General features: G+C 71.0%; 23 protein-coding genes and 2 pseudogenes. 11 read left to right on the top strand and 14 right to left on the bottom strand.

Features of this window, described 5'->3' with window-relative positions:
• Nucleotides 1-77 precede the first annotated feature (77 nt).
• Nucleotides 78-527, bottom strand: a pseudogene (locus ACNPQM_RS11025) (carboxymuconolactone decarboxylase family protein); the annotation flags it as partial.
• A 401-nt stretch (nucleotides 528-928) separates the two neighbouring features.
• Here ACNPQM_RS11025 and ACNPQM_RS11030 point away from each other — a divergent pair.
• Nucleotides 929-1,381 carry a DoxX family membrane protein gene (locus ACNPQM_RS11030; RefSeq protein ID WP_418083872.1) on the top strand — a complete coding sequence of 151 codons (453 nt, stop codon included), beginning with the start codon at nucleotides 929-931 and terminating at the stop codon, nucleotides 1,379-1,381.
• The gene (locus ACNPQM_RS11035) at nucleotides 1,378-1,800 is read left to right on the top strand and encodes a Zn-ribbon domain-containing OB-fold protein (RefSeq protein WP_418083873.1); all 423 of its coding nucleotides are present in this window, start codon (nucleotides 1,378-1,380) and stop codon (nucleotides 1,798-1,800) included. The genes ACNPQM_RS11030 and ACNPQM_RS11035 overlap by 4 nt, the downstream gene beginning before the upstream one ends.
• A gap of 10 nt (nucleotides 1,801-1,810) precedes the next feature.
• Here the strand turns inward: ACNPQM_RS11035 and ACNPQM_RS11040 are convergent, their stop codons facing one another.
• Both ACNPQM_RS11040 and ACNPQM_RS11045 read right to left on the bottom strand, forming a co-directional pair.
• On the bottom strand, nucleotides 1,811-2,401 hold the full coding sequence (locus ACNPQM_RS11040) for a DUF1707 SHOCT-like domain-containing protein (RefSeq protein WP_358856805.1): 591 nt from the start codon (nucleotides 2,399-2,401) through the stop codon (nucleotides 1,811-1,813).
• A 22-nt stretch (nucleotides 2,402-2,423) separates the two neighbouring features.
• Complete coding sequence (locus tag ACNPQM_RS11045; RefSeq protein WP_358856806.1) at nucleotides 2,424-2,831, bottom strand: hypothetical protein; 408 nt, start codon at nucleotides 2,829-2,831, stop codon at nucleotides 2,424-2,426.
• Between the two features lie 226 nt (nucleotides 2,832-3,057).
• Here ACNPQM_RS11045 and ACNPQM_RS11050 point away from each other — a divergent pair, with 226 nt between their 5' ends.
• Nucleotides 3,058-3,357 (top strand): Scr1 family TA system antitoxin-like transcriptional regulator, encoded by a 300-nt coding sequence (locus ACNPQM_RS11050; RefSeq protein WP_418083874.1) that lies wholly within the window; start codon nucleotides 3,058-3,060, stop codon nucleotides 3,355-3,357.
• Nucleotides 3,358-3,360: 3 nt separating this feature from the next.
• On the opposite strand, the gene pspAB is transcribed toward ACNPQM_RS11050, so the two are convergent.
• From pspAB to ACNPQM_RS11070, 4 genes are all read right to left on the bottom strand, one after another.
• A complete protein-coding gene (gene pspAB, locus ACNPQM_RS11055) occupies nucleotides 3,361-3,945 on the bottom strand; it encodes a PspA-associated protein PspAB (RefSeq protein ID WP_358856808.1) in 585 nt (194 codons plus the stop codon).
• A 10-nt stretch (nucleotides 3,946-3,955) separates the two neighbouring features.
• Complete coding sequence (htpX, locus tag ACNPQM_RS11060) at nucleotides 3,956-4,867, bottom strand: zinc metalloprotease HtpX (protein ID WP_418083875.1); 912 nt, start codon at nucleotides 4,865-4,867, stop codon at nucleotides 3,956-3,958.
• Nucleotides 4,868-4,933: 66 nt separating this feature from the next.
• On the bottom strand, nucleotides 4,934-5,611 hold the full coding sequence (locus tag ACNPQM_RS11065; protein WP_358856810.1) for a pyridoxine/pyridoxamine 5'-phosphate oxidase: 678 nt from the start codon (nucleotides 5,609-5,611) through the stop codon (nucleotides 4,934-4,936).
• Nucleotides 5,612-5,657: 46 nt separating this feature from the next.
• Complete coding sequence (locus tag ACNPQM_RS11070) at nucleotides 5,658-6,839, bottom strand: thiolase C-terminal domain-containing protein (RefSeq protein ID WP_418083876.1); 1,182 nt, start codon at nucleotides 6,837-6,839, stop codon at nucleotides 5,658-5,660.
• A gap of 162 nt (nucleotides 6,840-7,001) precedes the next feature.
• Between ACNPQM_RS11070 and ACNPQM_RS11075 the strand changes: the two genes are divergently transcribed.
• Both ACNPQM_RS11075 and ACNPQM_RS11080 read left to right on the top strand, forming a co-directional pair.
• Complete coding sequence (locus tag ACNPQM_RS11075) at nucleotides 7,002-8,231, top strand: acyl-CoA dehydrogenase family protein (protein WP_418083877.1); 1,230 nt, start codon at nucleotides 7,002-7,004, stop codon at nucleotides 8,229-8,231.
• The gene (locus ACNPQM_RS11080) at nucleotides 8,210-8,710 is read left to right on the top strand and encodes a nitroreductase family deazaflavin-dependent oxidoreductase (RefSeq protein WP_418083878.1); all 501 of its coding nucleotides are present in this window, start codon (nucleotides 8,210-8,212) and stop codon (nucleotides 8,708-8,710) included. The genes ACNPQM_RS11075 and ACNPQM_RS11080 overlap by 22 nt, the downstream gene beginning before the upstream one ends.
• 148 nt (nucleotides 8,711-8,858) lie before the next feature.
• Here the strand turns inward: ACNPQM_RS11080 and ACNPQM_RS11085 are convergent, their stop codons facing one another.
• Nucleotides 8,859-9,506 carry a TetR family transcriptional regulator gene (locus ACNPQM_RS11085; RefSeq protein ID WP_358856814.1) on the bottom strand — a complete coding sequence of 216 codons (648 nt, stop codon included), beginning with the start codon at nucleotides 9,504-9,506 and terminating at the stop codon, nucleotides 8,859-8,861.
• A gap of 299 nt (nucleotides 9,507-9,805) precedes the next feature.
• Here ACNPQM_RS11085 and ACNPQM_RS11090 point away from each other — a divergent pair, with 299 nt between their 5' ends.
• Complete coding sequence (locus ACNPQM_RS11090; RefSeq protein ID WP_358856815.1) at nucleotides 9,806-10,711, top strand: VOC family protein; 906 nt, start codon at nucleotides 9,806-9,808, stop codon at nucleotides 10,709-10,711.
• A gap of 176 nt (nucleotides 10,712-10,887) precedes the next feature.
• Nucleotides 10,888-13,290, top strand: a complete 2,403-nt coding sequence (locus ACNPQM_RS11095) for a PQQ-binding-like beta-propeller repeat protein (RefSeq protein ID WP_418083879.1) — start codon at nucleotides 10,888-10,890, stop codon at nucleotides 13,288-13,290.
• A gap of 84 nt (nucleotides 13,291-13,374) precedes the next feature.
• Here the strand turns inward: ACNPQM_RS11095 and ACNPQM_RS11100 are convergent, their stop codons facing one another.
• On the bottom strand, nucleotides 13,375-13,977 hold the full coding sequence (locus ACNPQM_RS11100) for a hypothetical protein (protein ID WP_358856817.1): 603 nt from the start codon (nucleotides 13,975-13,977) through the stop codon (nucleotides 13,375-13,377).
• A 190-nt stretch (nucleotides 13,978-14,167) separates the two neighbouring features.
• Here ACNPQM_RS11100 and ACNPQM_RS11105 point away from each other — a divergent pair, with 190 nt between their 5' ends.
• Nucleotides 14,168-14,725: a hypothetical protein gene (locus tag ACNPQM_RS11105; protein WP_418083880.1), complete on the top strand. Its 558-nt coding sequence runs from the start codon at nucleotides 14,168-14,170 to the stop codon at nucleotides 14,723-14,725.
• A gap of 12 nt (nucleotides 14,726-14,737) precedes the next feature.
• Here the strand turns inward: ACNPQM_RS11105 and ACNPQM_RS11110 are convergent, their stop codons facing one another.
• Genes ACNPQM_RS11110 through ACNPQM_RS11120 form a run of 3 tightly spaced genes read right to left on the bottom strand, consistent with a single transcriptional unit; the run spans nucleotide 14,738 to nucleotide 17,125 of the window.
• Nucleotides 14,738-15,517, bottom strand: coding sequence for an enoyl-CoA hydratase/isomerase family protein (locus tag ACNPQM_RS11110; protein WP_358856819.1), 780 nt, complete (start codon nucleotides 15,515-15,517; stop codon nucleotides 14,738-14,740).
• Between the two features lie 10 nt (nucleotides 15,518-15,527).
• A complete protein-coding gene (locus ACNPQM_RS11115) occupies nucleotides 15,528-15,968 on the bottom strand; it encodes a Zn-ribbon domain-containing OB-fold protein (protein WP_358856820.1) in 441 nt (146 codons plus the stop codon).
• An 8-nt stretch (nucleotides 15,969-15,976) separates the two neighbouring features.
• Nucleotides 15,977-17,125, bottom strand: a complete 1,149-nt coding sequence (locus ACNPQM_RS11120) for a lipid-transfer protein (RefSeq protein ID WP_418083881.1) — start codon at nucleotides 17,123-17,125, stop codon at nucleotides 15,977-15,979.
• A 97-nt stretch (nucleotides 17,126-17,222) separates the two neighbouring features.
• Here ACNPQM_RS11120 and ACNPQM_RS11125 point away from each other — a divergent pair, with 97 nt between their 5' ends.
• On the top strand, nucleotides 17,223-18,779 hold the full coding sequence (locus ACNPQM_RS11125; RefSeq protein ID WP_418083882.1) for a FadD3 family acyl-CoA ligase: 1,557 nt from the start codon (nucleotides 17,223-17,225) through the stop codon (nucleotides 18,777-18,779).
• A gap of 6 nt (nucleotides 18,780-18,785) precedes the next feature.
• Here the strand turns inward: ACNPQM_RS11125 and ACNPQM_RS11130 are convergent, their stop codons facing one another.
• Nucleotides 18,786-19,058 (bottom strand): hypothetical protein, encoded by a 273-nt coding sequence (locus ACNPQM_RS11130; protein WP_418083883.1) that lies wholly within the window; start codon nucleotides 19,056-19,058, stop codon nucleotides 18,786-18,788.
• Nucleotides 19,051-19,410, bottom strand: a complete 360-nt coding sequence (locus ACNPQM_RS11135; RefSeq protein WP_418083884.1) for a hypothetical protein — start codon at nucleotides 19,408-19,410, stop codon at nucleotides 19,051-19,053. The genes ACNPQM_RS11130 and ACNPQM_RS11135 overlap by 8 nt, the downstream gene beginning before the upstream one ends.
• A 121-nt stretch (nucleotides 19,411-19,531) precedes the next feature.
• Here ACNPQM_RS11135 and ACNPQM_RS11140 point away from each other — a divergent pair, with 121 nt between their 5' ends.
• On the top strand, nucleotides 19,532-19,795 hold the full coding sequence (locus tag ACNPQM_RS11140; protein WP_418083885.1) for a hypothetical protein: 264 nt from the start codon (nucleotides 19,532-19,534) through the stop codon (nucleotides 19,793-19,795).
• Nucleotides 19,795-20,189, top strand: a pseudogene (locus ACNPQM_RS11145) (hypothetical protein). Before ACNPQM_RS11140 ends, ACNPQM_RS11145 begins: the two are co-directional and overlap by 1 nt.
• The last annotated feature ends 54 nt before the right edge of the window (nucleotides 20,190-20,243 follow it).

Here is a 20,243-nt window from a genome sequence, read left to right on the forward strand (position 1 = left end):
CCCCTTGTGCGGTTGGCAAACCGCGTCCCGCCCCGCGGGGGCGGGGCCCCCCATACCCCCCGCGCCCAACCCCTGGGGGCCGCCCCCGCCGGCTGCCTGGTGGTGGCGTTGAGCCGGTTGAAAAGGTTGGTGATGCCGATCATGAGGGTCAGCGCGGCGAGCCCCTGCTCGTCGAAGTGGTCGGCCGCGGCGTCCCAGATGTCGTCCGGCACCGCGTCGCCCCGGTCGCTCAGCCGGGTTGCCGCCTCGGTGAGTGCCAGCGCCGCGCGCTCCTCGTCGGAGAAGTACGGCGCCTCGCGCCAGGCCGCCACGGCGAACAGCTTCTCGTCGGACGTGCCCGCCTTCCTGGCGCTGCGGACCCCGTAGTCGACGCAGAAGCTGCATCCGTTGATCTGGCTCGCCCGCAGGTGGACGAGTTCCAGCGTCGAGTCCGGGACGCCACGGTTCCGGGTGGCCTTCAGGAGTTCCTGGATGGCGGGCATGGCCTCGGGGATGACGGCGGCCGGGTTCTTCATCCGTGCTTCCATGGTGCTGCTCCTCCGGATCTTCGGGGCCTGTGGTGACACCCGCTCGATTTCGTCCTTCACAGCAATGACGGAACGCGTCACGCGGATGTGACCGTCCGCGAGAATTTCTTTTCCGGACCGGAGAGGACGCCCTCGGCGGTGTCCGTGACGACGAGGCGTCCCGCGCCCTGGACCGGAACGGCGTCGTCCTCGACCTGTGAGCAGAGGTGTGTCCGTGGGCGGCAGGCCCTGTTCGGCGAGGCCGGGCACGACGACCCTGGCCATCAGCCGGCCAGCCCGGTCGACCAGGTGCACCGGCAGTCTGCGGACCGGGATGCCGGTCGCCTGCGCACCTCTTGCGCCGCAGTGCCGGATCGGGTGAACTGACGTACCGTCAGAATCATTGAACGGGAGGAGTCCTGATGCGGACGATCTGGCTCGGCGGAGCCGAGTGGCTCGCCGTCCTTCGAATAGGGCTCGGTCTGTGGTGGCTGGAGAGCTGGCGGCACAAGGACAAGAAGGGCTGGTTCGAACGCGGTACGGGCATTGCCTGGGCGGCGGACGTCGCGGGCAAGCACACGTGGCCGGCGGTCAGGAGCGGCTTCGAGAAGGTCGTAGCGCCCCGCCCCAAGGCAATGGCCTACCTCGTCGTGTACGCGGAACTCGCCCTCGGTCTCGGGCTGATCGTCGGCTTCCTGACCCCCGTCGCGCTCGCCGGCGGGCTGCTCCTCAATCTTCTCTATCTGGTGCTGATGATCCACGACTGGGCCGAACAGGGGCAGAACGCGATGATGGCGCTGATCTCGCTGGTCGCCCTCTTCGCCATGTCCTGGCAGGTCTGGTCCCTCGACCGTGCGATCGGACTTTTCGGATGACCGCCGCCACCCCTCGCTTCGACCTGCCCGAGCCGGACGACTTCACCCGCCCCTACTGGGACGCCGCCGCCGAGGGCCACTTGCTGCTGCGACGGTGCCGCGCCTGCGGCGCCGCCCACCACTATCCGCGCGAGTTCTGCCCCACGTGCTGGAGCGAGGACGTCGACTGGGAGCGGGCGAGCGGCCGCGCCACGCTCTACACCTGGTCCGTCGTCCACCGCAACGACCTGCCGCCGTTCGGTTCCCGCGTCCCGTACACGGCGGCCGTCGTCGACCTCGCCGAGGGGCCGCGCATGATGACGGAGATCGTCGACTGCGAGGAGTCGGCCCTCGCGATCGGCATGGAGTTGCGCGTCGCCTTCCGGCAGGAGGAGGGGTGCGAGGCGGTCCCGGTCTTCCGGCCGGAAGCCGGTGCCTGACGCGGCGGACTCAGCGCCGCTTGCTGCGGCGCAGCTTCCACCGCTCCCAGATGTTGGGGTGGCGGACGACCACTCCGCCCATGCCGCCCGAGCCGCTGAGGCGGAGCAGCGGTGCGCCCGGGAGTCGCTCGCCCCGGGTCCGGTCCTTGAAGCCGCCCATGCCGGGACGGACGTCGTCGGTCTGGGCCGCCCACCCCCTGGGCACGACGACGACAACCCCGCCCATCTGGCCGTTGACCTCCAGCTCGATCTGGCGCAGTCGGGTCTCGGTCTGCGTGAAGTCGAGCTTGGCGCCGCCCATGCCGCCGTCCACGTCGATGCGCGCAGGCACCTTCCACTGTCCGGTCCGTGCCAGGCCGTGGATACCGCCCTCGATGACCAGCGGCTCCGTCGCGTGCTGCGGCGCGGGTGCCAGATCGGCGGTGAGGGGTTCCAGCTCGGCGAAGGTCTTGGCGGCGAGCGCCTGCCCCAGGCGCGTATCCAGTTCGTCGAGATCGATGCGGCCCTCGGCCGCCGCCTCCTGGAGCTGCTCCACCACCGCTTCGCGGTCGGTGTCGGAGGCGCGAAGCCGGCTGACGGAATTCGGGCGCTCAGGAGTCATGAACCTGATGATACGGAACGGGTCACCACTCCTCCCGTACCAATTGCGCGACCACCACCCCGTGCAGCAGCTCCGCGTCCACGAACTGCCCCTCCTCCGGCGCCCCGCACCGCCAGCTCAGCGGATACGTGTTGCCATGCGCTGCCGGGATCCCCACGTACAGATCCCGCGCCGACGGGCCGAGACAGGTTGCCCCGGGCGGCCAGTCGTACCCCTTGCTCGCCCCGGGCGGGATCAGGAAGTACGTCCACCGCCCGCCCGCGACCTCCCGGACCACCGGACCCGGTTCGCCGTCCGTGAGGGTGGCGAGGTGGTGCAGGACGGCCTCGCCGCGCACGCCGCGTACCCGGATGGCGTCGAAATGGACCCCGGTCAGGTGAAGTTGGAGCCCCGCGGGCGGTACCCATTCGGGGAGTTTCTTGCTCGTCATGGATACGAGGATCCCGCCGACTGCGTAGCGCGACCAGAGAGACACGGTCTGCATTCGGCAATGTGGTGAGAGCGGTGGTGGCTGTGGCGGCGAGTGGTGAGCCGTCGCAGGTGCGGAGGCTTGTGGGGGATCTGATTCGGATCCACCGGGTGCGGGCGGGGCTCACGCAGAGAGACGCGTCGGAGAAGCTGTCGGTCTCGGAGTCCCTGATGGGGCGTACGAGCGGGTGGACCGGATCCCCTCGTCGGACTTCCTGCGGGATGCGGATCAAGTTTTCGATGCACGAGGGGCGTTGAAGGCGTGCCTGGAACTGGTCGACGAGGAGAAGTGCGCGCCGAAAATCCTCAACCGGGTGCGGCTGGACCGGTTGGCGCGGGTCATCAGCGCGTACGAACTGATGGTGACCCCCGGCCCGCTTCAGACGGAGGCGTACGCACGTGCGCTGTACACGTCCCGTGTGCCGGCGTGCACGGAGGAGGAAGTCGCCGCCCGGTCCGCTTTCATGGCCGGTGCACGCACCGCCTGATAGTCACAGGCCGGGCGCGCCCCAGACCGGAAACCACCGGGAGAGATCCTGCTCGACCCGCAAGTCATCGCCCAGTGTCGCCCTGACCTGCAGCTCCAGGGGGCTGTCGCGTCTCTCGGCGCCGCCCGGCACCGGGGCGAACGGATAGAACGTGCCGCGTTTGTAGAGGTAGACCAGGGCCAGCGGGCGCCCTTCGGCGTTCCGGAAGCCGATCAGTGAACAGAGCAGTTGCGGGCCGAAGCCGCCGTCCTGGAGGAGGGTGTTGACCGCGTGCAGGTCGTTGACCAGGGCGGCCACGTCGTCGGGGGAGTGGCGGGCGAGCAGCCAGGTGTAGCCGTACGAATCGTGGCTGAACTCCACCGGGATCCCGCCCCGGTCCGTGTCCGCGTCGAGCAGTTCCTGTACGTCCTGCTGGATACGGGCGAAGGTGCCGCCCTCCACGCCGGCGAAGCAGACCGAGCCCAGGCCGGTGGGGATGAAGCCCGCGCCCGCCTGGAGGGTGAGAGCGGCGGACGGTACGGCGAAGAGCTGGTCGAGGTCGGGGCGGACCGGTTTGCTGCGTCCAAGGATCGTGTCGAGCAGACCCACTGCGGACTCCTTACGGGCGGGCGAGTTCGGCGGAGATGCGGGCCAGCTGGTCGAGGCGCTGTTCGAGGGTCGGGTGGGAGGAGAGCAGCCGGCTGAGGCTCTCCTGCGAGGAGAACGCCGGGACGAAGTAGAAGGCGTTGAACGGCTCCGCCTTCCGCAGGTCCTCCGTCGGGATCCGGGCCATCTGCCCGCTGACCTTGGTGAGCGCCGAGGCGAGCGCGGAGGGGCGGCCGGTGAGGAGGGCGGCGGCGCGGTCGGCGGAGAGTTCGCGGTAGCGCGACAGCAGCCGGGTGAGCAGGAAGCTCAGGCAGTACACGACGGCGCTGACCAGCGGGACCAGCAGGATCGCGATGCCGACGGGGTCGTTGCTGCGGCTGCTGCGGGAGAAGCCGCCCCAGAGGGCGACGCGGGTGATCACTCCGGCCATGACACCGAGGAACGAGGCGATCGTCATGACGGCGACGTCCCGGTGTGCGACGTGCGACATCTCGTGTGCGAGGACGCCCTCCAGCTCCTCGGGCTGCAGTCTGCGCAGGAGCCCGGTGGTGGCGCAGACGAGGGCGGTCTTCTCGCCGCGGCCGGTGGCGAAGGCGTTCGGTACGTCGCTCTGGGCGATGGCCACCCGGGGCTTCGGCATGTCGGCCAGGGCGCAGATCCGGTCGATGGTGCCGTGCAGCTCGGGTGCTTCCTCGGGGGTGACCTCGCGGGCGCCCATGCTGAAGGCGGCGATGCGGTCGCTGAACCAGAACTGCGCGATGAACAGGCCACCCACGAGGATCAGGATGATCGGCCAGGCGCCCCGCAGCACCGCGAGGAGCACGCCCACCAGGACCACGTACAGCAGTCCGATTAGGAACATCGTGGTGACCATGCGTGTGGTCAGACCGCGGTCGGCGGCGTAACGGGAACGGGCTTGTGTCATGGAATGCCTCCAGCAACTCACCTGCTTCCCATAGTGCCCCTTTCTTGTCGAAATCGGTTTTCCGGCTCACGGCCAGAGCAGTTCCCGGGTCCAGTTGCCACCGTCCCGGCGGTAGCGGAGCCGGACGTGCCGTCGCCGCACGTCGCCCTGGAAGAACTCGACCTCGTGCGGCTCGACCACGTACCGCGTCCAGCTCGCCACGTCCGCCTCCGGTTCTGCCAGCGCCCGCTCCCATGCGGCGTCCGAGGCGCGGTTCAGCTCCTCGTACGAGCCGAGCACCTCGCTCTGCCGCCCCACCAGTGCCGAGGCCAGCGCCCCGGTCGAGCGGACGTGCAGATCGGCCCGGCTCTCGGCCGGGGTGCAGGCGGTGACCGGACCTCGTACCCGTACCTGTCGGCCCTGCGCGGGCCAGTAGAAACCGAGCGCCGCATGTGGACGCGCGGCGAGCTGGCGGCCCTTTGCGCTGGTGGCGTGGGTGGCGAAGTGCCAGCCTCGGTCGTCCGCGTCGTGAAGCATCAGCGTCCGTACATCGGGGTGGCCCTCGGCGTCGACGGTGGCCAGCGTCATGGTGTGCGGCTCGGTCTGCCCGGCGGCCACCGCCTCGGCGAACCAGGCGTGGAAGAGGGGGAGCGGGGTGCGGGGCGCGGCGGCCGGGTCGAAGGCGGGGAGGTCCACGTCCCAGACGCGCTGGGTGTGCAGGAGGTCCCGGAAGCTGCGCCGGGCAGAGGTCGATGCATCCGTCATGCGGCCATTGGACATCAGGACCCGGAGTGCCCCGTTGCTTCCCCCCTCACCCCCGCCCCAGCACCACCGTTCCCGACGAGCAGAACCAGCCGCCCGTGCCCGAGGCCACCGCCAGCTCCGGCAGCCGTCCGTCCGCCTTCCGGACCTGACGGTCTGCCGCTTCCCCGCGCAGTTGCCGTACCGCCTCCACCAGCAGGAACAGCCCGCGCATGCCGGGGTGGCAGGCGGAGAGGCCGCCGCCGTCGGTGTTGACCGGGAGTTCGCCGGTCAGGCCCGTGCGGCCCTTCTCGACGAAGGCGCCGCCCTCGCCCTTCGCGCAGAAGCCGAGGTCCTCCAGCGTCACCAGCGTCATATAGGTGAACGCGTCATAGATCTCGGCCAGGTCGATGTCCGCCGACCGTACCCCGGCGCGTTCGAATGCCAGGCGGCCCGACACGGCCGCCGGGGAGGCCGTGAAGTCGTCCCACTCCGACATCGTGGAGTGCGAGACGTGCTCACCGGTGCCGAGGATCCACACCGGAGCCTTCGCTGTGTCCGGCACGTACTCCTCCGCGGCCAGCAGCACCGCGCACCCGCCGTCGCTGCGGATGCAGCAGTGCAGCTTGGTGAACGGGTCCGCGATCATCGGGCCGGACAGCACGTCGTCCACCGTGATCGGGTCCCGGAACATCGCGTCCGGGTTGGCCGCCGCGTTCGCTCGTGCCTGGACCGCCACCTCGGCGAGCTGCTCCAGCGTCGTCCCGTACGCGTGCATATGGCGGCGGGCAGCCATGGCGTACTTGGCGATCAGCGAGTGCCCGTACGCCACCTCGAACTGGAGCGGGCCGCGTGAACCGAACGACAGGTTCGACGTGCGGCGCCCCGCCCTGATGTCGGCGCGGGCCGTCGATCCGTACACCAGGAGCACGGCGTTCGCGCGGCCTGCCGCGATCGCGTCGGCGGCGTGGGCGGCCATCACCTCCCAGGTCGCACCGCCGACCGCGGTGGAGTCCACCCAGGTGGGTTTCAGCCCCAGATACTCGGCGACCTCGACGGGGGCGAGCGTGCCGAGTCCCGCGGAGGCGAAACCGTCGACGACCGAGCGGTCCAGGCCCGAGTCGGCGAGTGCCCGGCGGGCGGCCTGGGCGTGGAGGGTGTACGGGGTCGGGCCGTCGACGCGTCCGCAGTCCGCGAGGGATATGCCGACGACAGCGACCTTGCGCGGGGGAGAGGAGGGTGAGGAAGGCATGAATCTGACGGTACATCAGATATGGCGCCACCGACCGGTGCGCGGGCGGACCGGGTCCGGGAGCAGAGGCGTGCGCGAGTCTGGGTTTCTGGCGTCATCGCACCTAACATGACGGCCCGTCAGATCAGGGGCCGACGGCCCCTGGGGGGAAGGAGCCCGACGATGGACGCCGCCTTCACCGCGGAGCAGGACGAGATCCGCCGCACCCTGCGCGAACTGCTGGCCAAACGCTGCGGACCCGCCGAGGTCAGGAGCGCCGTACGGACCGCGCACGGATACGACGAGACCCTGTGGCGGCAGCTCGCCCAGGACCTCGGGCTGCCCGGCCTCACGCTCGCGGAGGAGTACGAAGGAGCCGGCTGCGGCCCCGCCGAACTCGCCGTCGCCTGCGAGGAGGCCGGCCGCGCCCTGCTGCCGTCCCCGCTGCTCGCCACCGCCGTGCTCGCCGCCCCGCTGATCGCCGCCGTCGGCACCGACGCCCAGCGCACCACCCTGCTGCCGCGCATCGCCGCTGGCGAGCTGACCGCGACCCTCGCCGTCCCCGGCGGCTCGCCGGCCACCGCCCTCGGCCTCATCGGCGACACCAGCGGCGGCGCCTGGGCGGGCGGCGGCCGGTCCGGAGGTGTACAGGCCACGCCCGGCCCGGACGGGTGGCGGCTGTACGGGGAAGCAGCCCAGGTCCTCGACGGTCACAGCGCCGGACTTCTGCTGGTCGCCGCCCACACGGGTGGCTTCCCGCGCAGCCGGACTCTTCTCTTCCTCGTCCGCTCCGGCACGGCGACCGGGCTCGCCCGCACCCGGCAGACCTCGCTCGACGAGACACGGCCGGTGGCCCGTGTCGAACTCCGTGAGACCACTGCCGAACTGCTCGGCGCGGACGACACGGTGGACGTGTCCGGGCCGGCCGGAGCACTCGCCGCCGTCGGGCGCACTACCGCCGCCGCACTGGCGGCGGAGGCGGTCGGAGCCGCGTCGAGCGCACTCGACCGGACCATCGAATACGTCAAGGCGCGCGAGCAGTTCGGCCGCGCCATCGGCTCCTTCCAAGCGGTGCAGCACCGGCTCGCCGATCTGTACGTACGGGTGCAGGCGGCCAGGTCCGCGGCGTACTACGCGGCCTGGGACCCGGCGGCCGGGGGGCTCGCGCTCGCCCAGGCGCTGGAAGCGCTGCGGATCACCACCGCCGAGGCCGTCCAGCTGCACGGCGGCATCGGCTTCACCTGGGAACACGAGGCGCATCTCTACTTCAAACGGGCCGCCGCCGACGAACTGCTCTTCGGTCCGGTCCACCGGCTGCGCGACCACGCCGCCGAACAGGCCGGTCTGTTCACGCCCGGCGACCGGAAACCGCGCGAGGAGGTGGCCGTCCGATGGCGCCCGGAGTCCGGCTGATCCAGAAGGTGTCCTCGACCCGTACCTTCGCCAGGATCGCCCCGCACGTCGTGCCTGCCATGGACCGCACCGTCCACCGGCTCACCCGCGGCAAGGTGCTGCTCAGCGCCCGGATGCTGCCCGGGATGATCCTGACGGTGCCCGGGGCGAAGAGTGGACAGCCGCGCACCACTCCGCTGGCCTGCATGCCGGAGCGCCGCTCCGAGGGCGACGGGTGCGACAGCTGGATTCTGATCGGCAGCAACTTCGGCCGTCCGGGTCATCCTGCGTGGACCGCCAACCTGTTGGCCCATCCGGACGACGCCGTCATCAACTGGAAGGGGCACGACATCGCCGTGCGTGCCCGGCTGCTGGAGGGCGCGGAGCGGGCGGAGGTGTGGCAGGCGGCGCTGACGTTCTGGCCGCCGTACGCCACGTATCAGGCGCGGGTGGAGCGGGAGATCCGGCTCTTCCGGCTGGAACGGCGCAACAGTCCGTGACCCGGAGGCCGTCCGGATACGCCGATGGCGGACCACATCGGGTGGTCCGCCATCGGTGAGACAGGACGTGGGCAGCCCGGGATTGCCGTGCGAGGCCCAGTACAGGAAGAAGCGAGGCTGGAAGCCGGAAAGAAGGGTGCGCCCGGCGCTATCTTGTCGGTTTCTTGCCGGTGATGCCCAGATGCACCAACAGCGCGAGGTTCGGCTTGAGTTCCGCCTGTTTGACGCCCCAGGTCTGGAAACCCTTCTGGTGCGAGGCGACCGCCGCCAGCATCGCGACGAGCGAGCCCGCCATCGCAGCCGGACTGACGTCCTTGTCGACCTTGCCCTTGGCCTGGAGCTCCTTCACCGAATCGGTGAGGGAGTTGGTGACCGAGTTCAGGATCTTCATGCGGATCTTGTAGAACCGCTTGTCGCCTTCGGCCGCCCCCAGGTCGACCACGCGCAGGATCGCGTCATGGTGTCGCCAGAAGTCGAGGAACCCCTCGACGAGCTCTTCGGAGGTCTGCCAGCCCGCCTTGCCGACCCAGGAGCGGCCGGCGACCAATTCGGTCAACGCGGCGCCCTCCTTGGCCATTTCTTCGGCGATCTCGAGGACGGCTCCCTCGACGTCGGGGAAGTACTGGTAGAAGGTTGCGGGTGAAGTCCCCGCCCGACGGGCGACGTCGATGACTTTGACGTCCCGGTAAGGCGAGGAGCTGAGCATTTCGCTGAGGCAGTCGAGCAGCTTCTGCCGCGTCGCCTGTCCGCGTCGACCGGCCACGCGGCCGTCGACGGTGCGCACTTGTCCTGTCATGCCGTCAGCTTACCGAGGGGTGATCGGAGCGCGATTCGGCCGACTGCAAATGGGGAGTTCCGCAGGTGCGGTGGGGTGGCGTGGGGGAAGTGGCCGGATTTCGGCGGATGCGATCCACAGCCAGAATGTTGTTATCAACAGCCTGTGGACAACATCGGTGGATAACTTTCCGTGACGCGACGGCCAAGGAACTCCAATATCGAATCTTCGTTCGACAAGGGGCATTCGCTGCGCGGTACACGCGGTGCGCGGCTACTTTGGGTGTGACGAGCGTCACGTCGATGGAAGGACCCGGACCCATGGCCGCATTCCCGCGCTCCGCGCCGTGCTGGGTGGACGCGCAGCTGCCCGATCTCGAAGCGGGCAAGCGTTTCTACGGCGGGCTCTTCGGGTGGACCTTCCGGGCCGGGGACGCCGCCGGGGGCGCGTACGCCGAGGCCCTCAGCGACGGCAAGCTCGTCGCCGCACTCGCCGCCAAGCAGGACGGCCGGATGCCGACCGCCTGGGGTGTTTATTTCGCCACCGACGACATCGTCGCAACCGTCGCTCTGATCCGGCAGGAGGGCGGCCAGGTCATCACCGAGCCCGTCCGGGTCGGCCGCGCGGGCGTGCTCGCGCAGGCCGCCGACCCGGGCGGTGCGGTCTTCGGGCTCTGGCAGGCCGGTGACCGCAGCGGGTTCCAGAAGCGGAACGAGCCCGGGTCCTTCTGCTGGACCGAGGTCTACACCCGGCAGAAGAACCGCGTCGACGCCTTCTACGAGAAGGTCTTCGGCTTCCTCGGAACCGATCTCGGCGAGTCCGGCACCGATCACGGCGAGCCGGGCACCGGCGACGGGGACACCGCCGATGGAGACGCCGGCGACGGGGGCGCCGCCGATTCCGGATCCGCCGAGTCCGGGTCCGGCGGTGCGGGCGCCTCCGAGTCCGGGGCCGACTTCCGCATGTGGTCCCCCGAAGGCACCGAACCCGGACCCGACACCGCGATCGGCGGACGCAGTGTGATCACCGACGCATTCCCGGCCGAGATGCCCAGCTATTTCCTCATCTGCTTCGCCGTCGCGGACTGCGACGCCGCCGCCGAGACGGCGGTCGGGCTCGGCGGCCGGGTCTCCGCGCCGCCCTTCGACATCCCGCACGGGCGGATGGCGGTCCTGCACGACGATCAGGGCGCCGAGTTCGCCGTACTTCAGCCCCCGCTGTCCTGAAAGAGGACAGAGTGACATGTGACACCCCGATCCGCCCCCGGGTTCGCAACCATCGCCTCAGCCAGGAACAATCAGGGAGCGCACCGCCGGGTGGTGCCCAGTGGTGAGACGCTGCAGAGGGCGGGGTTTTTCGCGGACTTCTGTTCCTGAGGTCCGTACGGGGAGGTGGCAGGCAAGTGGTGGAGCAGCTGACGCAGCACGACCCGAGGCGGATCGGCCCGTTCGAGGTGCTGGGACGGCTCGGGGCCGGCGGCATGGGGCTGGTCTATCTCGCACGCTCGGCGTCCGGCCGACGGGTGGCGATCAAGACCGTTCGTACGGAGCTCGCCGAGGACCAGCTCTTCCGGGTCCGCTTCACGCGTGAGGTGGAGGCCGCCCGCGCGGTCAGCGGCTTCTACACGGCCGCCGTGGTGGACGCCGACCCGCGCGCCGCCGTGCCGTGGCTCGCCACCGCTTACGTGCCCGCTCCCTCGCTCGAAGAAATAGTGAATGAGTGCGGCCCGATGCCGACCCAGGCGGTGCGCTGGCTGGCCGCCGGGATCGCCGAGGCGCTCCAGTCCATCCACGGCGCGGGGCTGGTTCACCGCGACCTCAAGCCGTCGAACGTGCTGGTGGTCGAGGACGGTCCGCGGGTGATCGACTTCGGGATCGCGTCCGGAGTCTCCAACACCAGGCTGACCATGACCAACGTGGCGGTCGGCACCCCCGCGTACATGTCGCCGGAGCAGGCCAGGGACTCGCGCAGTGTCACGGGCGCGAGCGATGTGTTCTCGCTCGGCTCGACGCTCGTCTTCGCCGCCACCGGACATGCGCCGTTCCACGGGGCGAACCCGGTCGAGACGGTTTTCATGCTGCTGCGGGAGGGCCCCGATGTGGAGGGGCTGCCCGACGACCTGCGCCCGCTGATCGAGTCCTGCATGCAGATGGACGCCGGGATGCGGCCCAGCCCGGCCGATCTGCAGGCCCAGCTCGCCCCGCACCTCTTCGCCTCCGGCAGCGACGACAGCGGTACGGCGTCGGCCTGGCTGCCGACGTCCGCCACGGCGATGATCGAGCAGCGCCGTGGCGGGGGGCGCACGGCAGTCCCCGCCCCGGCGCCTGCTCCGGCGCCCGCCCCGGTGCCGCCGCCGCCCCAGCACCCGCCGCGGGGTGCGGACTGGGAGTCGGCGTGGCGCAGCGGTGCTGACCTGAGATCGCCGTCCCCCGCCCCGTCACCTGTCCGGGCGGCCGAGTCCGACGGGGGCGGTCCGGTGCGGCTGCCCGGGGCGAAGGTGCCGATCGGACCCGGGCCGCGTGCCGCGGACGTGCGTGCGATGGCCGGCGCGGAGGCGGGTCCCGCGACCGGGTGGGTGCGCCCGCCCGCCGGGCTGAACGGCGCGGTCCCGGCCGCCGCCCCGCTGCCCCCTCCGGCGCACGCCTCCGAGACGCTGCCCGCGGAGCCGGACCGCTGGCGGCCCTGGCGGTTCCGGATGTCCAACGACGTGTGGGGTACACCGGTCGTCGCCGGGGACCTGCTGTACGTGACGTCGTTCGAGGTGCACGCGCTGGACGTCGGCAACGGGCGGCGCCAGTTCAAGACCCGTGACGTCGCCTGGTCGATGACGCTCGACGGCGGTCGCATCCATGGCTCCGACGGCCCTTCGCTGTACGCCCTGGACGCGCTGACCGGCGCCGAACGGTGGCGGCTGCAGACCGACGCCTGGGTGTACTCGCTCAAGGCCGACCGGGGCACCGTCATCACCGGCACGCGCGGTGGCGGCGCGCAGGCGTGGGAAGCGTCCACCGGCGAGAAGCTGTGGGAGACCGGAGGCGTACAGACCGACTTCGAGACGGCCGAGGCCGGGCCCGCGATCCACGACGGCACGGTGTACCTGTGGCAGGACGCCCGGCTGCGCGCGGTGGACGCCCGCACGGGCATCGAGCGCTGGTCGTACCCGATCGGTGACGCGGCGTCCTGCGGGGGTGTGCCGGTACGGGTGACGCCCGCCGCGGACGGCCACGTGTACATCGCCGCGGGCACCCGGGTCCTCGCGGTGGACATCGCGTCGGGGCTGGTGCGCTGGCACTTCGAGTCGCCCGCGGTCTTCGTGTCCCCGCCCGCGTTCGCGCCGGGGCCCGCGGTCACCGGTGGCGGGGTGTACCTGGCCGACTACCTCGGCACGGTGTACGCACTCGACGCGACGACCGGCAAGGACCGGTGGCGCATCGCGACGGAGGCGCGCCAGTCGATCGAACCGGTACTGGTCGCGGCGGGCAATGTCCACGTGGGCAGCGGCAGCGCGCTGTACACACTGGACGCGGTGACGGGTACCCCGAAATGGCGGTTCGCCGCGGGCGGCGAGGTCGTCGGCGCACCGGTCGTCGCGGACGGCCGCCTCCACTTCGGTTCCGCGGACCACGTGCTGTACACGCTGGACGCGGCGGGCGGCCAGCTGCGCTGGAAGCTTGCGACGGGCGGCGAGATCACGGGGTCGCCGGTGGCGAAGGGGGGCGTCGTGTACGCGTGCAGCAAGGACCGCTGCGTGTACGCGCTGGACGCGCTGAAGGGGACGGGCACGGGGAACCGGGCGCGGGCGTAGGCGTTCACGACTCGTCCGTGTGAGACCGGAACCGTGCGCCACGTGGGGGGCGAGCCGCGGAGGGCGTCGGCTTCGTCCGGCGCGTCAGGGGCCCGGCGGGCGGCGCGGGTCCGGGGGCTCGGGGCCCGTGTACGGGTCCGCCTCCGGCTCCGGCAGGGGGCTCGTCTGCACCGATGGCCCCGGCTCCTGCGTCGGCGGCCAGGTGTCCGGATCGTCTGACCCCGGCGGCGCGTAGGGCCGCTTCCGGTCCACGCGCTCCAGACGCCCGTGGCCGGCCCGCCACCCCGGCATCACCACAGCCCCCACCAGCATCAGTGCCCCGCCCACCGCTGCGGTCGCCACCCCCACCTGCAGCCCGGACCCGTTCGCCGCCACCGTCAGGCTCCCGGTCGCCTGCCCCTGCCGCACCATCCACAGCACGGTGAAGCCGAGGACGACGACCCCCGCGCACGCGACCAGCAGCCGAGACCGCAGCCACACACCCACCACCGTCACGGCCGCGGCGAAGAGAAGCGGCAGCCAGACCGACCCCCACAGTCCCGGCCGCGCACCGCTGATGCCGTTGAAGAGGTCCGCGATCCGGTACTGCCGCCCGAGGCGGCCGTCGTACCAGTCACGGAAGGGGCTCAGCACGGCGGCCGCCGCTCCCGCGAGAGCGACGGTCGAGCCGAGGATGTAGCGGATCATCATCGGCCTCCTGCGGTCGTGCGGACCGGCGTCGCGCGTCAGCACCGCTCTCGACGCCGACGCTACGCCGGGCCCCTGACCCCTGCCACAGGGACGCACCGGCCGGACGGCCCTTCCCGTGCGCCGTGCGTTACGGTGTCGCGCGGTCGTTCGACAGCAGCATGACAACAACACAAGGGGGGCTGCATCGATGATGCGGCAGCATCTGAAACTCTCGGCGGTCCTGGTGGCGGTGGTGCTCGCACTCACCGGCTTCTCGACCTCGAGCCACAGCGGCAAGGGCCGAGGCGGCAAGAGCCGAGGCAGCAAGAGCCACGGTTCGAGCAGTAGCGGCGGCGGCTGCTCCAACTCCAAGAAGAGCAACGGCAGCTACCACCACAACGACGACGATGACTACGACGACTCGTCGAGCAGTTCGTCCGGCGGCTCCACCTACGAGACCGCGACGCCCGGCGCCACCGCGACCGACGCGCCCCAGGTGACCGTCGTCCGCTGCGCGCAGCCCCGCAAGGGCAAGCGGCGCGCCCTGACCGCCTCCACCGTCCGCATCACGGCCGTTGCGTACGACACGCACATGTACGACATCGACGTCACCTTCCTCGACGCGGCCGGCCACACCGTCGACACAGGCGAAGCGAGCGTGGAGGTTGACGGCGGCGCGAGCCGGACCCTGTCCGTGCGGATGGACACCCCGGGCAAGGTGTCCCGGGTGAAGAAGTGCCGGGTCGACGCCACGCTCGGCTACTGACCGCGCTCACGCTCACCGCAGTCCGAATCCGCTGTCGCCACGTCCCCGCGCCGCGAACAGCTCGCCCTGCCGCTCCACCGGCAGGTTTCCGAGCGCGATCAGGTGCGGGGCGTGGGCCAGTGCCTGGGTGCGCGCCGCTTCCTTGGCGGACCACACCGCCCGCACCGTTCCCTGCACCGCCCCGGTCGGGTAAGACGCGATGACGGCCGCCGCCCGCACCGCCGCCGCCACCGCGCCGCCGGGCGCCGTCACCTCGCTGACCAGCCCGGTCTCGTACGCACGACGGGCCGTCACCCGTTCGGCCGTACCCATCAGGGACATCCGGGCGACCTCCCCGAACGGCATCCGCTGCGCCATGTGAATCGCCTCGTACGCGCTGACCATGCCGTAGGTCGTATGCGGGTCGAAGAACGTCGCTTCCTCCGACGCGATGACGAACTCCGCCTCGCCCAGCAGATAGAACGCCCCGCCGCACGCCATCCCCTCCACGGCGGCGATCACCGGCTTCCACAGGTCGTTCGCCTTCGGTCCGACCGCGAGCAGCGGGTCGTCGATCGTGTACGGGGACGAGGGCTGCGGCACCGCCACGTCCCGGTCGATCCCAGTACAGAAGGCGCGCCCGCCCGCACCGGTGAGGACGACGGCCCGCACCCCGTCGTCGAACCGGAACGCCCGCCACGCGGCGGCGAGTTCGTCCGCCGTCGCCAGGTCGATCGCGTTCAGCTTCTCCGGCCGGTCGAGGGTGACGACCGCGACCCCGGTCTCCTTGTCGGTCTCCGTCCGCAGCGTCATCGTCGTCCGCTCACCCTTCCAGCAGCCAGCGGACCACGGTCAGCTCCGGGCTCACGGGCGCGAAGACCGCCCGCACCGGTGCCCCGATCCGCAGCCGCGCCGGATCGACCGAGTCGAGCGGTGCCGCGGGGCCGCTGACCACATTGCCGACCAGCCGGATGTGCGGAGCGTCGGCGAGTTCGACGACGACCGCGTTGTACGGGGCCTGCGCGGCGTACGCGGGCAGCAGCGGCGGATGCGGCAGCACGTACGACCAGATCCGGCCGCGGCCGCTCATCGGCCGCCACTCGCTCTCGAAGGACTGGCAGTGCGGGCAGCACGGCCGTGGCGGGAAACGGAGGGCGCCGCACGCGGGGGCGGCGCACGCCTGGACGCGGAGTTCGCCCCGGGCGGCGTACTCCCAGAAGGGGGCACCGTCCTCGTCGGCGACGGGCAGCAGCAGCGATTCCATTCGTGATCTCAGCTCCTCAGCAGTACGGCGGAGGTGGGCACGCCCTCACCGGCGGTGACCAGGCAGGTGGCGGCGTCCGGCACCTGCGCGGTGGAGATCCCGCGCAGCTGCTTCACTCCCTCATTGATGAGGTTGAAGCCGTGCACATACGCCTCGCTGAGCCCGCCGCCCCCGGTGTTGATCGGCAGTCGGCCGCCGCTCTCCAGCGCCCCGCCCTCGGTGAACGCGGCGCCCTCGCCGCGCCCGCAGAAGCCGTAACCCTCCAGGGAGAGCGGGATGAGCGGGGTGAACGCGTCATAGATCTGCGCGACATCGACATCGTCCGGCCCGAAGTCGGCGTGCTTCCACAGCTGCCGGGCGGCCGTCCAGGCGGGGCCGGTCAGCGGGTCGTCGTTCCAGTAGTTGACCATCCCGTGGTGCTGGGCCGGTAGCCCCTGGGCGACGGAGTGGATGTAGACGGGCTTCTGGCGGCAGTCCCGGGCCCGCTCGGCGGAGACGACGACGCAGGCCAGTGCCCCGTCCGTCTCCAGACAGTTGTCGAAGAGACAGAGCGGCTCGCTGATCCAGCGGGAGGTCATATACATGTCGCGGGTCAGCGGCCGTTCGTACATCACCGCGTCCGGGTTCTGGTTGGCGCGGTTGCGGCAGGCGAGCGCGACATTGAAGAGATGGTCGCGAGTGGCCCCGTACTCGTGCATGTACCGCCGCGCGAGCATCCCGATCTCGTCGGCGGGCCGCAGCAGACCGTACGGGCGGGTCCACTGGGCGGGGGTGGGCAGCTGGGCGGTGGTGTTCTTCCAGGGCCTCGGCCCCGAGCCGCGCTTCCGCGAGCGCCAGGCGACCCCGACGCTCGCCTGTCCGGTGGCGACGGCGGCGGCGAGATGCGCGATCGTCGCGCACGAACCACCGCCCCCGTAGCCGACCTTGGAGAAGAAGGTGACGTCACCGGCCCCGATCGCCTTGGCGACCTCGACCTCGTCGGTCTCCTCCATCGTGTACGAGGCGAACGCGTCCACCTCCGACGCGGCGATGCCCGCGTCGTCGAGCGCCGCGACGATGGCCCGGCAGGCCAAGGTCTTCTCGGATTCCGGTAGTTGTTTCGCGAAGGCCGTCTGCCCGATCCCGGCTATCGCCGTCACGTCCTTGAGCGTCGCCACCCGTCACCTCCGCGATCGTCATGACTGCTGACAGCGGCAGAGGCTACAGCTAATCTGACGGATAGTCAGCTGTTGCGGTTCGGTGGGAGGGCATGCGATGCGCGGCGACGAGGAGTGGGGCAGCATCCCGAGGCTGGTGCGAGCGGCAGCGCAGCGGTACGGGGAGCGTGAGGCCGTCGTCGAGGGCCGGACCCGCATCTCGTACGCCGAACTCGGTGACCGCGTCGAACGAGCCGCCGCGGCGTGCATGGCCTCGGGTGTGGAGCCGGGGGACCGGGTCGCCGTCTGGGCGCCGAACACCCTGGACTGGATCGTCTCCGCCCTCGGGGCGGTCACGGCGGGCGGGGTCCTGGTCCCCCTCAACACGCGCTTCAAGGGCGCGGAGGCGGCGTACATCCTGGAGCGGAGCCGGGCGAAGCTGCTCTTCATCACCGGCACCTTCCTGGGCACGTCGTACGTGGCGTCGCTGCGCCGGGCGGAGGCGGAACTCCCTCACCTGGAGCGGGTGGTGGTGCTCGCGGACACGGCACCCGAGTCCTACGTCACCTGGAAGGACTTCCTGGCGGCGGGGGAGCGGATATCGCCCGCGGCGGTACGGCAACGGGCCGACGCCATCACCCCCTCGGCCGCCTCCGACATCATCTACACCTCGGGCACCACGGGCCACCCCAAGGGCGCGGTCATCACCCACGCCCAGACCCTGCGCTGCTACGCGATCTGGAGCGAGCTGGCCGGCCTGCGCGAGGGCGACCGCTATCTGATCGTGAACCCGTTCTTCCACACCTTCGGCTACAAGGCGGGCATCATCGCGTGCCTGATGCGGGGCGCGACGATGATCCCGCAGCCGGTGTTCGACGTGGACACCGTCCTCGCGAACATCGCCGCTGAACGCATCTCGGTCCTCCCCGGCCCGCCCACCCTCCACCAGTCCCTGCTGGACCACCCGGCGCGGGCGACGCACGACCTCTCCGCCCTGCGCCTGGTGGTCACGGGCGCGGCGGTGGTCCCCCTGCTCCTGGTGGAACGTCTGCGCACGGAGCTGGGCATCGCGACGGTCCTCACGGCATACGGCCTCTCCGAGGCGAGCGGCATCGTCACGATGTGCCGCAGGGGCGACCCGCCCGAGACGATCTCCTCCACCTCGGGCCGGGCGATCCCCGGCACGGAGATCCGCGTCCTGGCGGACCCCGGCACGCCCGGCGAGGTCCTGGTCCGCGGCTTCCACGTGATGCAGGGCTACTTCGAGGACCCCGACACCACAGCAGCCGCCATCACCCCGGACGGCTGGCTCCACACGGGAGACGTGGGCATCCTCGACGAGGCGGGCAACCTGCGCATCACGGACCGGATCAAGGACATGTTCATCGTCGGCGGCTTCAACGCGTACCCGGCCGAGATCGAACAGCTCCTGGGCCTGCACCCGGATGTGGCGGACGTGGCGGTGATCGGCATCCCGGACCCGAGACTCGGCGAGGTCGGCAAGGCGTACGCGGTCCGTCGGGCGGGCGCGACGCTGACGGCGGACGACCTGATCGCCTGGTCCCGGCGCGAGATGGCGAACTACAAGGTGCCGAGGGCGGTGGAATTCGTGGGGGAGCTGCCGCGGAACGCGAGCGGCAAGGTGGTGAAGGGGGAGTTGCGGGGGCGGGGGTAGGGCCGCTCAGGCCGAAGGCCAAGGCGTCACGTGAAGCACGTAGACGCACTGGTGCCGGATGATGGTGAGGTAAAGGAACATCCCGCCCGGCACGAAAGCGGTCTGCACGCCGTCACCAGCCCCTTGGAACGATGTCCCGTCGAGATGCAGGGCGGATGCGGCCCTTACGAGCTCATCGGCGTGCTTTTCGACCTCGGCGACAAAGACGGGCGGGGGCGGAGTGGCGCCTCCGATGACGTGGGTCTCGTCCGGGTCGTACTCCCAACGCCACTCACTCACCGGCGAGAGATGCCCGTGCGTACGTGTGGAGGTTACGGATCTCGTCCATGGCTGCCCGCCAGGCAGGGGCATCCCTGTCAAGGTTCTGCACCGCGTACTCGGCGGAGTGCAGGCGGGCGGCGGCAACAGGCAGCCGGGCGATCTCCACAGCGACGGCCCACGACTCCAGGAACTGCGTGATCGGCCCCAGGCTGCCGGTGTCCGCGGCCAGGGCGATGGCTGCGTCCTTCTGCTGCTCCATCTCGCCCAGCCGGTGCGGAGCCACCTGCGCGAGGGCGATTCGGAGTGCCGCCGGGGTCCGCTGCGGGCGGGGGATGAGGGGCCCCGCGGGGTCGATGTGCTGTGCGGTCATTCCGGTCCCTTCGCGCGGCTTCACGGCAACGGTACGGGAGAGGCGTACGGCGGCGCATGTGCTTCACCGGATGGGGTGAATCGGGCGGTGGGGCACCGATCACCCAGGCATCGTGATTGGTATGGCAACCAAGAAGTACACGGTCACCCTGCCGGAGGAGATCCGCAGCGAGGTCGGCCCCGGTGCGTTCAGCGCGTATGTCACGCGCGCCATAGAACGCCAGCGCGAGCATGACCGGCTGGGGGAGCTGGTGGAGCGGATGGAGGGCGAGTACGGCCCGCTGACGGATGGGGACCTGGCGGCTGCCGAGGCGGAGCGGCGCGAGATCGAGCAGTGGTTCGGCGAGCAGGACGCGGGCACGGAGTCGCACCGGAGTGCGGCTTGATGCCAGACATCTCATACGTACTGGATTCCGAGTCCCTTTCCCGGGCGGCGCTCGGAGACCCGGAGATGAAGGCTCGTCTCACGGATGCCCACCGTACGGGCATCCGCGTGGTGACCAGTTCGATGACCTTGATCGAGGCGTACCACAGCAAGATCCGGCGGCCCGTCTGGAACTGGGCGATGCCCGGCATCGTCGTCGAGTCCGTGACCAAGGACATCGCCGACGAGGCGATCAGGCGGCTGGGTGAGACCGGTCTGCACGGCCACAAGTACGCCATCGACGCGGCGCTTGCGGTGATCGCGGGGCGACAGCCGGGCCGGGTGGCGGTCTTCACCGGGAGTAGGACGACATGGGGAAGCTGTGCGGGGCGGGGGTGCTGGCGCGGGGGCTGTAGGGAAATGGAGAGGGCCCGAGCGGTTGGCTCGGGCCCTCTTGCGCGCGGGTGTGG

Origin of the sequence: Streptomyces sp. NPDC056231 (assembly GCF_048270745.1) — a bacterium.
In the GTDB taxonomy this organism is placed as follows: Bacteria; Actinomycetota; Actinomycetes; order Streptomycetales; family Streptomycetaceae; genus Streptomyces.